At 68.9% G+C, this 13759-nt stretch carries 8 protein-coding genes; 7 read left to right on the plus strand and 1 reads right to left on the minus strand.

Annotated features, from left to right (window positions below; translation table 11 throughout):
- The first annotated feature begins 55 nt into the window (after positions 1-55).
- From pglY to QH283_RS23275, 6 genes are all read left to right on the plus strand, one after another.
- Positions 56-3982, plus strand: coding sequence for a BREX-2 system ATPase PglY (gene pglY / locus QH283_RS23250; RefSeq protein ID WP_280505067.1), 3927 nt, complete (start codon positions 56-58; stop codon positions 3980-3982).
- Positions 3979-6801, plus strand: a complete 2823-nt coding sequence (gene pglZ / locus QH283_RS23255) for a BREX-2 system phosphatase PglZ (RefSeq protein ID WP_280505068.1) — start codon at positions 3979-3981, stop codon at positions 6799-6801. Before pglY ends, pglZ begins: the two co-directional genes overlap by 4 nt.
- Positions 6802-7007: 206 nt before the next feature.
- Positions 7008-8321: a BREX system ATP-binding protein BrxD gene (brxD, locus tag QH283_RS23260; protein ID WP_280505069.1), complete on the plus strand. Its 1314-nt coding sequence runs from the start codon at positions 7008-7010 to the stop codon at positions 8319-8321.
- Entirely contained in the window at positions 8318-10453 is a 2136-nt protein-coding gene (locus QH283_RS23265; RefSeq protein ID WP_280505070.1) for a DEAD/DEAH box helicase, read from the plus strand. Before brxD ends, QH283_RS23265 begins: the two co-directional genes overlap by 4 nt.
- 264 nt (positions 10454-10717) lie before the next feature.
- Positions 10718-11146 carry a hypothetical protein gene (locus QH283_RS23270; protein WP_280505071.1) on the plus strand — a complete coding sequence of 143 codons (429 nt, stop codon included), beginning with the start codon at positions 10718-10720 and terminating at the stop codon, positions 11144-11146.
- Positions 11147-11395: 249 nt separating this feature from the next.
- Positions 11396-12616 (plus strand): cytochrome P450, encoded by a 1221-nt coding sequence (locus tag QH283_RS23275; RefSeq protein ID WP_280505072.1) that lies wholly within the window; start codon positions 11396-11398, stop codon positions 12614-12616.
- A gap of 12 nt (positions 12617-12628) precedes the next feature.
- Here QH283_RS23275 and QH283_RS23280 read toward each other — a convergent pair whose 3' ends face one another.
- Complete coding sequence (locus QH283_RS23280; RefSeq protein ID WP_280505073.1) at positions 12629-13027, minus strand: DUF302 domain-containing protein; 399 nt, start codon at positions 13025-13027, stop codon at positions 12629-12631.
- Between the two features lie 176 nt (positions 13028-13203).
- Here QH283_RS23280 and QH283_RS23285 point away from each other — a divergent pair, with 176 nt between their 5' ends.
- Positions 13204-13521: a hypothetical protein gene (locus QH283_RS23285; protein ID WP_280505074.1), complete on the plus strand. Its 318-nt coding sequence runs from the start codon at positions 13204-13206 to the stop codon at positions 13519-13521.
- Positions 13522-13759 lie beyond the last annotated feature (238 nt).

Below are 13759 nucleotides of genomic sequence, written 5' to 3' on the forward strand. Positions count from 1 at the left end.
GCACCACGAAGAAGCGTACGAGTAAGAAGGCCGCTGCCGCGGAGGAGAGCAACTGATGGATCAGCGTCCGCTGCTGCGGGACCTCATCGACATCAAGGAGCATGTCGCCGGATCCGACTACGTACTCACCCTCGCCGACGCGGTCACCGAGGCGGGGTCGACGAAGGCGGTGCAGGACTATGTGCTCACCGACCGGCTGCTGGAGAACTTCGATCAGGCGCTGGCGCTGATCAAGTCGGCGCTGGACGGGCACACCTCCAAGCCCGCCTTCCTGCACGGCTCGTTCGGCGCCGGTAAGTCGCACTTCATGGCGGTGCTGTACGCCCTGCTTTCCGGCAATCCGGTGGCGCGGGGACGCAGCGAGTTCGATTCGCTGCTCACCGCGCACGAGTGGCTGCACTCGGACGGCAAGAAGTTCCTGATGGTGCCGTATCACATGATCGACGCCAAGGCGATGGAGCAGCGGGTGCTCGGCGGCTACGTCGATTTCGTGCGGGCCAAGCACCCCGAGGCGCCGATTCCGCCGGTGTATCGCACCGACGCGCTGTTCACCGACCTGTGGGCGCTGCGCGAGTCGATGGGTGAGCAGCGGTTCCTGGAGGTGCTCAACAAGGGGCAGGCCGCCGAGGAGGACGACGAGTGGGGTGAGACCACCGCGTTCTGGACCACCGACAAGGTGGACACCGCGCTGTCGGCTTCGGAGTCGCACGACGGCGGCGGGCTGAACCTGGTGCACCCCAGCACCCCGCAGGAGCTGCGCGCCAAGCTGGTCAACGACGCGGGCACCCATCTGCTGCCGGGTTTCGCGGCGCGCGCCGCGGAGGACGAGAGCGGTTTCATCTCCCTCGACGCCGGTCTGAGTGTCATTGCCGCGCATGCCAAGTCGCTCGGCTACGACGCCATCATCCTGTTCCTCGACGAGCTCATCCTGTGGCTGGCCAGCCTCATCCACGACGAGAAGCGGGTGGCGCGCGAGGCCAGCAAGATCACCAACTTCCGGGAGGGCGGCGACGCGCGGCGCGCGATTCCGATCGTGTCGTTCATCGCCCGCCAGCGCGACCTGCGCGAACTGGTCGGTGAGGAACTCGCGGGCGCGGCCGAGTCGGCGATCCAGGACGCCCTCAACCACGCTTCGGGCCGGTTCGACCTGATCAGTCTCGAGGATCGCAACCTGCCGCAGATCGCGCACGCCCGTCTGCTGAAGCCGCGCGATGAGGAAGCGGCAGCCAGGATCAACGAGGCGTTCGAGAAGACCAAGCGTCTCGGACCGAAGGTGTGGGACACCCTGCTGGGTTCCGACGAGAGCACCACCGGCGCCGACGAGGCATCCTTCCGGTTGAGCTACCCGTTCTCCCCCGCCTTCCTCGACACGCTGGTCCACATCTCCGCCGCTCTGCAGCGTTCCCGCACCGGCCTCAAGCTGATGGGCCAGTTGCTCGCCGACCACCGCGACGAACTGCGCCTCGGTGATCTGGTGCCGTTGGGCGACCTGTACGAGCAGCTCACCCGCGGCGGTGACCGGCCCTTCGTCGCGGACAAGAAGGTGTTGTTCGACGCCGCCGACAAGCTCTACAAGACCCGTCTGCGCCCCTACCTGCTCAGCAGTTGCGAGGTCACCGAAGACGACGTCGACGCCTACCTGCACCGGCGGGAGACGATCACCGACCCGAAGCTGGCGGGCAATTGCAGGAAGTTCGTCGGCCAGAACCGCCTGGCCTGCACGGTGCTGCTCGCCGCGCTCGCCCCGAGCGTGCCCGCGCTGCGCGACTTGACCATCCGACGCCTCGGCGCGCTCAACCACGGCTCGATCACCAGCATGATCCCCGGCCGGGAAGAGGGCGTCATCAAGGACATGGTGGGCGAGTGGGCGGCCCGGTTCCCGGAGATCAAGCTCACCGGCACCGACGCCAATCCGGGTGTGCGGCTGGAACTCTCGGGCGTCGACGTGGAGTCGGTGCTGGCCAACGCACAGGTCAACGACAATCCGGCGAACCGGCTTGCCCTGGCGCGGGATCTGCTCGCCGAGGAGTTCGGCCTGGATCGGGCCGACGGCCGTTTCGGCGCCGACGAGCTGCGGTTCGTGTGGCGCGGCTCCAATCGCGTCGCCGAGGTGGTGTTCGGCAATGTCAGCGACGAGGACGCGTTGCCCAACCACGATCTGCAACCCAGCAGCGAGAACCGCTGGCGCATCGTGGTCGACCTGCCCTACGACGAGGGCAATCTCGGTCCGGTCGAGGACGCCGACCGCATCCGGCGGTTGAAGGAAGAGCAGGGCGGCAACCACCCCCGCACGGTGGCGTGGCTGCCCTCGCATCTGTCCAAGCCGCGCTGGGAGGATTTCCGCCGTCTGCTGGTGGTGACCAAGGCGCTCGCCGACCCGGCCCGCTTCGACACCCAATACGCCCAGCACCTCAACCCCGACAATCGGGCCAGCGCCAAGCAACTGCTGGAATCCCAGCGCGAAACGCTGCGCAAACGAGTGCTGGCGACCTTCAAACAGGCCTACGGCCTCGCCGAACGCAAGGCCGACGACGTCACCAACGATCTCGACCAGCCGTTCCACCCGCTGCCCGATATCGACGGACTGACCGTCTCGATCGGACAGTCGATGCACGACGCCATCCGCACCCTCGCGGGCAAGCTGCTCGCCCACCAGTACCCCGACCACCCGAACTTCGATCCCGACAACACCGGAACCGCGGTGAAACCCGCGGACGCGAAAACCGTGCTCGTCCACGTGAAGGGTGCCGCCGAAGCGCGCGACCACCGGGTGGAGGTGCCCGCGAAGGACCGGGCGCTCATGCGCCGGATCGCCGAGCCGCTCGGCCTCGGGCACCAGAAGGAGGCGTATTTCGAGCTGTCGCGGCGCTGGGCCGACCACTTCCGCAAGTACGCCCAGCACGCGGGCGAGACCGGCGATCTGTCGGTGATCTCGCTCAAGGACTGGATCGACCTGCCGCAGCCGCGCGGCCTGGAGTCGCATATCGCGAACCTGGTGGTCGCTTCCTTCGCCGAGATGGACGACCGGATCTGGGTCCGCGGTGGCGTGCCCATCGACACTCCCGAGCTCACCAAGATCGGCAGCGGCAGCGATGCCCTGCGCACCCAGCCGCTGCCCGGCGAGGCGGACTGGGACACCGCGCGCAACCGGTTCGAGGTGATCTTCGGCGGCAAGCCGCCCACCTTGCGGCGCGGCGCGCCGGTGCAGCTGTTCGCCCGCCAGATCGTCGAAGCCGCGACCGCCTACCGCGACTCCGCTGCCCGGCTGGTCGAACAGTTGGAAAAGCACGCCGACTTCCTCCAGCTCGACGACAGCGTGCCCACCGAGCGCCTCGCGCTGGCCCGCCGTTCGCTCGAGTTGCTGACGGTGCTCACCTCCGGCGGCAGCGGCTCGGCCGGTGCCAAGAAGACGGTCGAAACGCTGGCCGGATTCGACCTCGGCGAGGTGAGCGCGGACCGGCTGGCCACCTCGATCAAGTCGGCCGACAAGGTGATCAACGCGCTGACCCATGCGGCCTGGCACAACCTCGAGCAGGCCAAGCTGCTCGGACCCGAGGGCGCCACGCTGCTGGACTCGTTGCGCAGCACCGCCCGCGCCGACCAGCGCTCGGGGGACCTGGTCGAGGCACTGCGCGCCGCCGACTCCAAAGTCACCGCGCTGACCCGCAAACGTCTCGAGGAAGCCGAACGGCAAGCGCGCCTGGAGAAGCAGCGCGCGGTGCAACACGGAGAGCAGCCGCCGGCGTCCGTCACTCCGCCCGCTGCCGGGTCGCGAGATACCGTCCCCACCGATCGGGCCGATGACGTCGACCTCGGCACCCCGACGAGCAATCCGCCCCTTGACGGCACGACGCCGACGCCAAGGGCGACCTCGGGCATCTACACCGCACCCGTCATCGAATCGCTGGCCAAGCTCCGCGCCGAGCTGGCGCAGCTCGACCCCGGTGTCACCGTCGAGATCACCTGGAAAGTCGTTCCATGACGAGTGCCACCGTGACCACCGCGCTTCGCCTGTCTCGCACAACGGTCGCCCAGTACCTCGCCTCGCAGAAACGGACACTGTCCGACTGGCTCGGTGCGAAAGGCGAGCCGAAGACCGTCCTGCTCCGCGGGGAACCGGTGTGGGAGGGCGACGATGTTCTGACGCTCGCCGACGGCAGGCGGGCACGGGTCTCGACCGCGGCCTCGCCACTGGCGGTGCACGAGACGGTGCTCGCACACGCCCGCGAGATCGATCCCGACCCGCGTGTGCTGGTGGTGCTCACCGACGTCGAGGAGCACGACCTCGATCCGGGCATCCTGGTGCGCACCCTGCGCGGTCGCATCCACACCGTGGACCGCTGGGACATCGTCCGCGAAACCTTCGGCGCCACGGATCTGGACCCGCTGCTCAAGCGGGCGAGCTGGGCCTGCGAGGCACTGCTCGACGCCAGTGGAGCGCAGGGGTGGCCGACCTCGCTGGCCGGCGGAGTACTGTCCCGGGTGCCCGCGCTCACCGCACTCACCAGGCGCAGGCTCGGCATCAGCGGCGAGGTCGACCGGATCGACCCCCTCGCCCTGCTGGAGTGGACCCAACGCCCGGGCGGCCCGGAGCTGCTGCTGGATCTGCGCGCGCCCGAACGCGACGGCATCATCGAATTCCTCAGCGAGCAGGAACAAGCCGGGGCGACCGGCGCGGTGGTGACCACCCTCGCCCGCACCGGGCACGGTTCCGAGGCCGTCGCCTACGGGCTGGTGTGCGCGGCGTTGTGGACCCACGCGGGCAACGACAGCGCGGTGTACCAGGCGCGGGGACGGGTCGAACGCTGGCTCGGTGAACAGCCGCCCGCGATCGGCGAACGCCTGGACCACATGCTCGAAACCTTCGGTCGCACCTGCGAGGACTACCTGCGCGACCAACTGGTGAGAGCCCGTGCGGCGGCCGACCCGCACGACGAGACCGACGAACAGGCGCGCGACGCCAGGAAGACCGCCGACACCGTCCTCGCCCGCGCCGACCAGCTCGTGCGCCAGTTCGGCGCCGTCTCCGCCGCCCAGCGCAGCCCGCTGCTCACCGCGGGACTCGAAGCCCGCTTCGCGGCGGCGGGTATCGCGCTCGGCCGCGGTGTCGTCGAGGAGATCGACACCGCCGTCGCCGCGCTGCGCGCCCACGAACTCGCCGCCGACCACCGAGTCCGGGTGGGCCGCGTACGGATGGCGCAGCGGCTCACCCGCTGGCTGCACACCGAACCCGATTGCACCTGTGACAGTGTCGGGGCCGCCCTCGACCGGCACATGCGCGACACCGCCTGGGCCGATCGCGCCCTCGACTACCTCGACGCGGGCGGTGACGACGACCCGGCCCTGCGCGTCGCGTTCGAGACCATCGCGAACCGTGCCCGAGCCCTGCGCAGGGAGTTCGACCGGGAGTTCACGAAGAACCTGGCGGTGTGGACGGAGGCGGGCTCGTCACCGGGCGAGATGCTCACCGTCGAGACCTTCCTGCACCGGGTGGTCCGGCCGCTAGCCGCCGACCCCCGGGTGCTGCTGGTGGTGGTCGACGGCATGAGCGCGGCCATCGCCACCCAGCTGGCCGGTGAGCTGCGCGGCTCGTTCGCCGAATTCGATCCCCTGCCCGGTTCGGACGAGCCGTACCGGCGCAGTATGGTCGCCGCCCTGCCCAGTCTCACGGCGGTCTCCCGTACCTCACTGTTCGCGGGCACGCTCATGAAGGGGGATCAGAAGACCGAACAGCGCCTGTTCCCGCAGCACAAGTTCTGGGGCGGGAAGCGGGCCGCGGTCTTCCACAAGAACGATCTGCGTAGCAGCCCCGGCGAGCGCTTCGGCGCCGACCTGGGCGCTGCCCTGTCCGATCCCGACTGTCACGTCGCGGTGGTGCTGAACACCATCGACGACCGGCTGTCCAAGGAAGCCAAGCTCGACGACGCCGACTGGCAGACCCGCGAGATCGGCGACCTGCGGGCACTGGTCTCGGTGGCCACCGCTCAGAACATGGTCGTGCTCATCACCAGCGACCACGGTCACGTGATCGACCGCCACGGCGTGGCGGTCGCGGCCACCACCGCCGAGTACGCCCGGCACCGGCTGCCGACCGGCGAGTTCGATCGTCTCGCCGACAGCGAGATCGCGCTGCGCGGCCCGCGCGTCGTCTGGCCAGAACCGGGCGCCTCGATCGTGGCGCTGTGGGACACCGACTCCCGCTACACCGCCCAGAAGGCGGGCTACCACGGCGGCGCGTCTCTCGCCGAGATCACCATCCCCGTCCTGGCCTTCCTGCCGTTCGTCGCCACCCCGCCCAAGGACTGGCGTGAGCTCGGCGACCAACGCCCGACCTGGTGGCGCGACGACACCGACCCGTTGCCCAAACCGCCCACCCCCACCGTCGAACGCAAGCAGCGGACACGAACGGGAAGGAAGGCCGCCGAGCACCTCGCGGGCCAGATCACCCTCGACATCCCCCTGCCCGAGGAGACACCTCCACCCGCGCCGAGCGATCCAGTCGACGACCTCGTCTCGGGCCTGCTCGCCTCCGACGTCTTCGCTGTCCAGCTCGAACAGCTGGGGCGCAAACCTGCCCCGGGCAAACTGGAAAAGGCGATCCGCGCCCTGTTGAACGGCCCGCAGTCGACCACAGCCCTCGCCCAGCGCGTGGGCGATCCCCCCACCCGCGCGGCCGGCTTCGCGGCCATCCTCGGCCAGGTGCTCAATGTGGACGGGGCGCAGGTGCTCGAAACGCTCGCCGACGGGCGGACACTGCGGCTTCACGTGGGGCTGCTGCGCACCCAGTTCGGGCTGCGATAGAACTCCGTCCTGGCGGCCCAGAGCCACACCACACATCGCGCAGGTCGCCTCGAAGTTGTTTCGCATGACACCTCGTCTCACAAGGGAAACGAACAGCACCGACACCGGGCCGGAGCCAGAATGACTCGAGGCACCGACAACGTCTCCGGTCAGCGACCGGCCGTCGCGGGCGCCGACGTTCGGACCGCCCGTGCGAGACTGTCCGGGTGAGTAACCAATCGCCCCAGGTCAGCGCGGCCCGCAGGCGCGCGGTCATCGACGCGCTGCGTCGCGGAGCGGTCCCCGAGAGCGGGCTGGATCTGCTCGCCACCGGTCTCGGCCGATTCGAGGCCGCGCTGGATGCGGAACTGGATGTCGTGGAGTCGGGCGGCGCGGTGTTCAAGGCCGTGCGCGGTGAATACGGATCGGGTAAGACCTTCTTCGCGCGGTGGCTCGGCGAGCGGGCGAAGCGGCGCAACTTCGCGGTGTCGGAGGTGCAGATCTCGGAGACCGAGACTCCGCTGCACAAGCTGGAGACGGTGTACCGGCGGCTGACCGAACGTCTCACCACAGCCAGTTTCCCGCCAAGCGCGCTGCGCCCCGTGATCGACGCCTGGTTCTATGCCCTCGAAGAAGATGCCCTGGCCGCGGGCGCCGAGGAGGACGAACTGGTCGGCGCGGTCGATGAGCTCATGACCGCGCGACTGCTCGAAGTCTCCCGGCACGCGCCGTCGTTCGCGACCGCGTTGCGCGGATATCGAAAGGCGCTCGTCGCCGGTGACGAGGCGACCGCGGCGGCGATCCTCGCATGGCTGGGCAGCCAGCCGAACGTGGCGGCAGCCGCGCGCCGCGCCGCCGGGGTGCGCGGCGAACTCGACCACTTCGGGGCCTTCGGTTTCCTCCAGGGGCTGCTCACCGCATTGCGCGACAGCGGCCACCGCGGCCTGCTGCTCGTCCTCGACGAAGTGGAGACGCTGCAGCGTGTGCGCTCCGACGCCAGGGACAAGGCGCTCAACGCACTGCGCCAACTCATCGACGAGGTGTATTCGGGACGCTTCCCCGGCCTGTATCTGCTCATCACCGGCACACCCGCCTTCTACGACGGACAGCAGGGCGTCCAGCGACTCGCCCCTCTCGCACAACGCCTCGCCACAGACTTCACCACCGACCCGCGCTTCGACAACCCGCGGGCCGTGCAGATCCGGCTCCCCGGCTTCACCATGGAGTCACTGGTGGCGCTCGGCATCACCATCCGCGACCTTTTTGCCGACGGCAGTGAGCACCCGGAGCGGATTCGGGTCATGGTCGACGACGACTACCTGGCCGATCTCGCCCGCGCGGTCGGTGGCACCCTCGGCGGCAAGGTCGGCGTCGCACCCCGCCTGTTCCTCAAGAAACTCGTCGGCGACGTCCTCGATCGCGTCGACCAATTCCCGGACTTCGATCCGCGCGTGCACTACCAGCTGACGGTCGCGTCCGCCGAACTCACCGACACCGAACGTAATGCGGTCCGCGCCGACGACATCGATCTGGACCTGTGACCGACGCTGTCTGGGAACGCCTCGATCCGGTGGTGGTGCATCACATCGTCAACACCCTCGGCTGGCCGAGTTTGCGCCCACTGCAGGAGCAGGCCATCGAGCCATTGCTCGACGGCGCGGACGCGGTCCTGCTCGCCCCCACCGCGGGCGGCAAGACCGAGGCGGCATGCTTCCCGCTGTTGAGCGCGATGACGCAACAGCAGTGGACGGGCACCTCGGTGCTGTACCTGTGTCCGTTGAAGGCGCTGCTGAACAACCTGGTCACCCGGATCGACGGCTACGCCCAGTGGCTCGGCAGGCGCGCCGCGCTCTGGCACGGCGACGTCGGCGACAGCATGCGCAATCGCATCCGTCGCGAGCGACCCGACATTCTGCTGACCACACCGGAGTCGTTGGAAGCCATGCTGATCGGCGTCAAGACCGACCATCGGGAGCTGCTCGGCGGCGTCCGGGCGGTGGTGATCGACGAGGTGCACGCCTTCGCCGGTGACGATCGCGGCTGGCATCTGCTCGCGGTTCTGGAGCGCCTGCAACGGGTCGCCGGCCGCCCGATCCAGCGGGTCGGGCTTTCGGCGACCGTCGGCAACCCGCACGACCTGCTCACCTGGCTGCAAGGATCGGGTGCGGGGTCTCGTCCCGGCCGGGTGGTCGCGCCGGATGTCGTGTCGAGGCCGTCCCCCGGGGCGGGAAGCCCACCGCCCGGGGAGGTCGAACTCGACTACGTCGGGTCGCTGGAGAACGCCGCCAAGGTGATCGCCGCCCTCCACCGCGGCGAGAAGCGCCTGGTGTTCTGTGATTCCAGGAAACAGGTGGAGCAGTTGGGGGCCGCGCTGCGGGAGCGCGAGATCACCGTATTCCTGTCGCATTCCTCCCTGTCGGCCGAGGAGCGAGCGCGGGCCGAGCAGGCGTTCGCCGAAGCTCGTGACTGTGTGATCGTGTCGACCTCGACCCTCGAACTCGGCATCGACGTGGGTGACCTGGACCGCGTCATCCAGATCGACGCACCCGGCACCGTCGCGTCGTTCCTGCAACGCATCGGACGCACCGGACGCAGAGCGGGCAGCACCCGGAACTGCCTGTTTCTCGCCACCACGGACGATGCGCTCGTACAGGCCGCCGGGCTCCTGCTGCTGTGGAGCCGCGGCTGGGTCGAGCCGATCACGGCGCCGCCCGAGCCCCGCCATCTCGTCGCCCAGCAGCTGCTGGCCGTGACACTCCAGCACCATCACATCGGAAACCGCTTGTGGCCGGACGAGTGGAACGGGCTGCCGCCCTTCGACATATCGGCCGAACCGATCCTGCGGCACCTGCTCGACCAGGGATACCTCGACGAGGACAGCGGAATGCTGCACATCGGCCCCGCCGCCGAAAGGCGGTACGGCCGAAGGCACTTCCTCGACCTCACGGCCGCCTTCACCGCTCCCCCGCAGTTCACCGTGCTCGCCGGACGCCAGGAGATCGGCCACACCGACCCCTCGGTGCTCACCGACGACTCCCCCGGCCCGCGCCGACTACTGCTCGCCGGACGAAGCTGGCAGGTCACCTTCATCGATTGGAAGCGCCGACGCGCGTTCGTCGAGCCCGCGGCGTCGGGCGGTGTCGCCAAATGGTCCAGCATCGGTCTGCGCGGGCTGTCATTCCACCTCACCAGAGCAATCCGCGATGTCCGGCTCGGCGAAGATCCGCCGGTCGCACTGACCCGACGCGCCTCGTCCCAACTGGCCGACATCCGCACCACCGAAGGAGCCGGCCACGCTCTCCGCGCCAATGGGACGGTAGTCCACCGCACGGACGACCAGGTGCGCTGGTGGACCTATGCCGGTTTCCGAGCCAATGCCACTCTCGCGGCCTCACTTCCAGACGTCGTATACCCGGATGTACGACCCGACGACTTCGGCATCCGGCTGCGCCCGGACCTGACCGCAGGCATGTGGCGCACGGCTTTGGCCGCGCGGCGTTCGCTCCTACCCGCGCTCGTACTGCCCCGGGCCGATCTGCGTGCGGCGCGCGGGTTGAAGTTCTCCGATGTTCTTCCTGAAGAGGAAGCAGCGGCGACCATCGCCGCACGGCTCGCCGATCCGGTCGCGGCGCGGATGGTGCTGGAGGAGCCGGTTCACCACTCTCTCGGTTGAGCGATTGCCGATCGGCTGCCATCCATCAGCGTGCAAGCCGAATCCAGTTGTGATACCACCTATCTCGAAGCATTCGCTCGAATACCAGCAGGGGGAACCACAACGTGGCAGTGGACAGCCCGAGGCTCCAGGACGTACTGGAGCAGATCGGAAGCGGAGCCATGCAGCTTCCCGGAAACGGTCGACCTGCACGTCGACCTCTTTCTGCACCTTCCGCGGCTCTATGATCACGGGTATCTCCTGGTCCGAGGCAATGACGGGTGCGTGACCGGCGTCATCACCTTGACCGACATCGCAGAGCGGTTCCACGACACCGCCCTGCCGTTCTTCATGATCGGCGAGATAGAGTCGAACCTTCGGAAATGCCTCAGCGCAGGCCTCAGCGAAGAGGCGATCCGTGCGGTACAGCCGAAGAGGCAGCAGACCGGGAAAGTCACCGACTTGATGTTCGGTCAGTACCTCAAGTTGATTCGGGCAGAAGCCAACAACCCTGCCTCTATCGCGGCGACAGCAGCGAACTGGCAGGCACTCGGCCGGCAGGGCGTCGATCGGGACCGATTCATCAGCCAGCTGTCGCGTGTCAAGGACATCCGCAACCACATCGCGCATTTCGGATCCCGGCCGCCTGGCGCGGAGGACATCGATACCCTGCGCCGATTTTCCGAACTCCTCAAGATGCTGGTGTGGCACTGACCATTTCGATCGCCCCCGCGCTCGGCGAGCGGATCGGTCCCGGCTTCAGGAAGGACGCACTCTCCGTAGCGGGTGGCCTCGGCCATCAGCGCAGGGCCGGTCGACGACTCGATCCGATGTTCTCCCCGAGGCAAAGGTGGCTCTGGTCATCGGATCACCGAAGTTCGTCGTGCGGCGGGGGCCGGTGGGCTAGGGTCCGAGTCGGCCGAGCGATGGCCACCCGCGTCACCACTTGTGTTTTGGAGAACGATGTCCGCACCGCCGACCAGGCCCCATCGAGTCGACGGGGAACGTGTCAGCCTGTATTCGCCGGAGTACACCGCCGATCCGCACCGGGTCTATCGGGAGATGCGGGAGCGGTTCGGGTCGATCGTGCCGGTGGAGGTGGCGCCGGGGGTGCCGGCGATGCTGGTGATCGGGTATCGGACGGGGTTGCGGATCCTCAACGATCAGGAGCGGTTCACCTCGGATCCGCGGGCGTGGGAGGCGACGGTGCCGCCGGACTGCCCGGTGCTGCCGGTGTTCCGGTGGCGGCCGAATGTGACACGGCTGTCGGGGCAGGCGCACGAACGGTTGCGGGCGGCGACGACGGCGGCCGTGCAGAGCGTCAACATGCATGCCACGCACGCGCTGGTGGAGCAGTTCGCGGTGCCGTTGATCAGCGGGTTCTGCGAGACCGGGACCGCGGATCTGACGACGCAGTACGTGGCGCCGCTGGTGTACATGGTCATGAATCAGCTGGTCGGTTGCCCGGCGCACATCAGCGCGAAGGCGGCCGCGGCGACGGCGTCGGTGTTCGACGGGGCCTCGGTGGAGGAAGCGACCCGGGTGTTCGAGGGGGCGCTGGCCGAGCTGGTCGAGTACAAGCGGGCGCACCCAGGGGCCGACATCACCACGGCGCTGCTGCGGCATCCCGCGCGACTGAACGACCAGGAGATGTTGCACCAGGTGCTGGTGTTCTACGGCGTCGGCATCGACCCGGTGCAGGCGCTGATCGTCAACGCGCTGCGGCTGCTGTTCATCGACCACCGGTTCGGTGAGCAGATCGCGGGCGGGGCGATGTCGACCAGGGACGCGATCGACCGGGTGCTGTTCGACGATCCGCCGCTGCCGAACCCGTCGATCGTGTATCCGAAGCAGCCGATGCTGGTGGACGGGGTGCGGCTGCCCGCGCATCAGCCGGTCATCGTCAGCCTCGCCGGCTGCAATGACGACCCGGAGATCGCGGGCGAGAACCACGTGGGCAGCCGCGCGCATCTGGCCTGGGGCGCGGGCGCGCACACCTGTCCGGCCAGGTCGCTGGGTTATCTGATCGCCGAGTGCGCGATCGACCAGTTGCTGGACGTGCTGCCGGAGATGCGGCTGGCGGTGCCCGCGGAGGAGTTGCGGTGGCGGCCGGGCCCGCTGCACCGGACGCTGGCGGCGCTGCCGGTGGAGTTTCCGCCGACGCTGCCCATCACGCTGCCCTGAGCGAGCGGCGGGTCACCGCGACAGCGACTTCAGTGCCGCTTCCAGCCGGGCGGTGGCCTCCGCGGCGACCGCGCCGAGTTCGGGCTCGCCGGTGACCTGCACGAGCAGGGCCGGATTCATGGCCTCGACGTGGATGGTGTCGGCGTCCTGCGGGTCGCGGCGGACCACCACGTTGCATGGCAGGAGCAGGCCGATCTGCCGGTCGATGCCGACGGCGCGGTGGGCGAGGCCGGGATTGCAGGCGCCGAGGATCCGGTAGTCCTCCATGTCGACGTCGAGTTTGGTCTTCAGGGTGGCGCACATGTCGATCTCGGTGAGGATGCCGAAGCCCTGGTCGGCCAGGGCGGCGCGGGTGCGCTCGATCGCTTCGTCGAAGCCGGTGCGCAGGGTTGCCGACAGTGCCAGTGACATCTCCGATGCTCCTTTTCCACGCGGGGACTGAGAGGGGTCGAGCCGAAGTTCGTCATGCAGGAACGACTGTAGTCGCGAGCCTCGCCGCGCCGCCCCCGCTGTGCGCGATTACTGGTGCGGCGCCCGGCGGCATCGCTAGTATGTGAATGACAATTCTTCGACAGAGGAGCGCAATGATGCGTACCGAACTTCGTCTCGCCGCCGCCTCGCTGGCGGCCGCGACGCTCGTGGCCGGCGCGGCGGGTGCCACCGCCGCCCCGATCGACCCCGCTCCGGCGCCCGCTCCCGCGGCAGCCATCGCCGAGGGAACCGGCTCGTCGGCGCTGGACTCGATCCCGGCGGGCGTCGAGACGGGCTCGTACTACCTCCAGCGAGGCAATGTCATCGGCCTGCTCGCCCTCCTGGTCAACCTGCCCTTCGCCATCGTGTTCGGCGACGTGTGCGAGTGGACGTCGGGCTCCGCCTGGGACCCGTGCGGGCGACCGGGCTACTAAGTTACCTTCTGTTCCAAGTCCTAAGAACGGATCGGGAGCTCGAGCTCCACACTGCGGCCGCGAGGGATTCGCGGCCGCGGTCGCGCCCAGGGGGACACCCCGCCGAACCGCACACCCGTCCGCCGGGTCGAGGCGAACCGCCGGACCCGGCCTCCCCGGACCACGCCCCACCCCGGCGCAGACGGAAGGTCGAACCCGGACCGCCCACCCCGTGCCGGCCACAGCACGGAATTAATGG

It is taken from the genome of Nocardia farcinica, assembly GCF_029867845.1.
Taxonomy (GTDB): Bacteria; Actinomycetota; Actinomycetes; order Mycobacteriales; family Mycobacteriaceae; genus Nocardia; species Nocardia farcinica_A.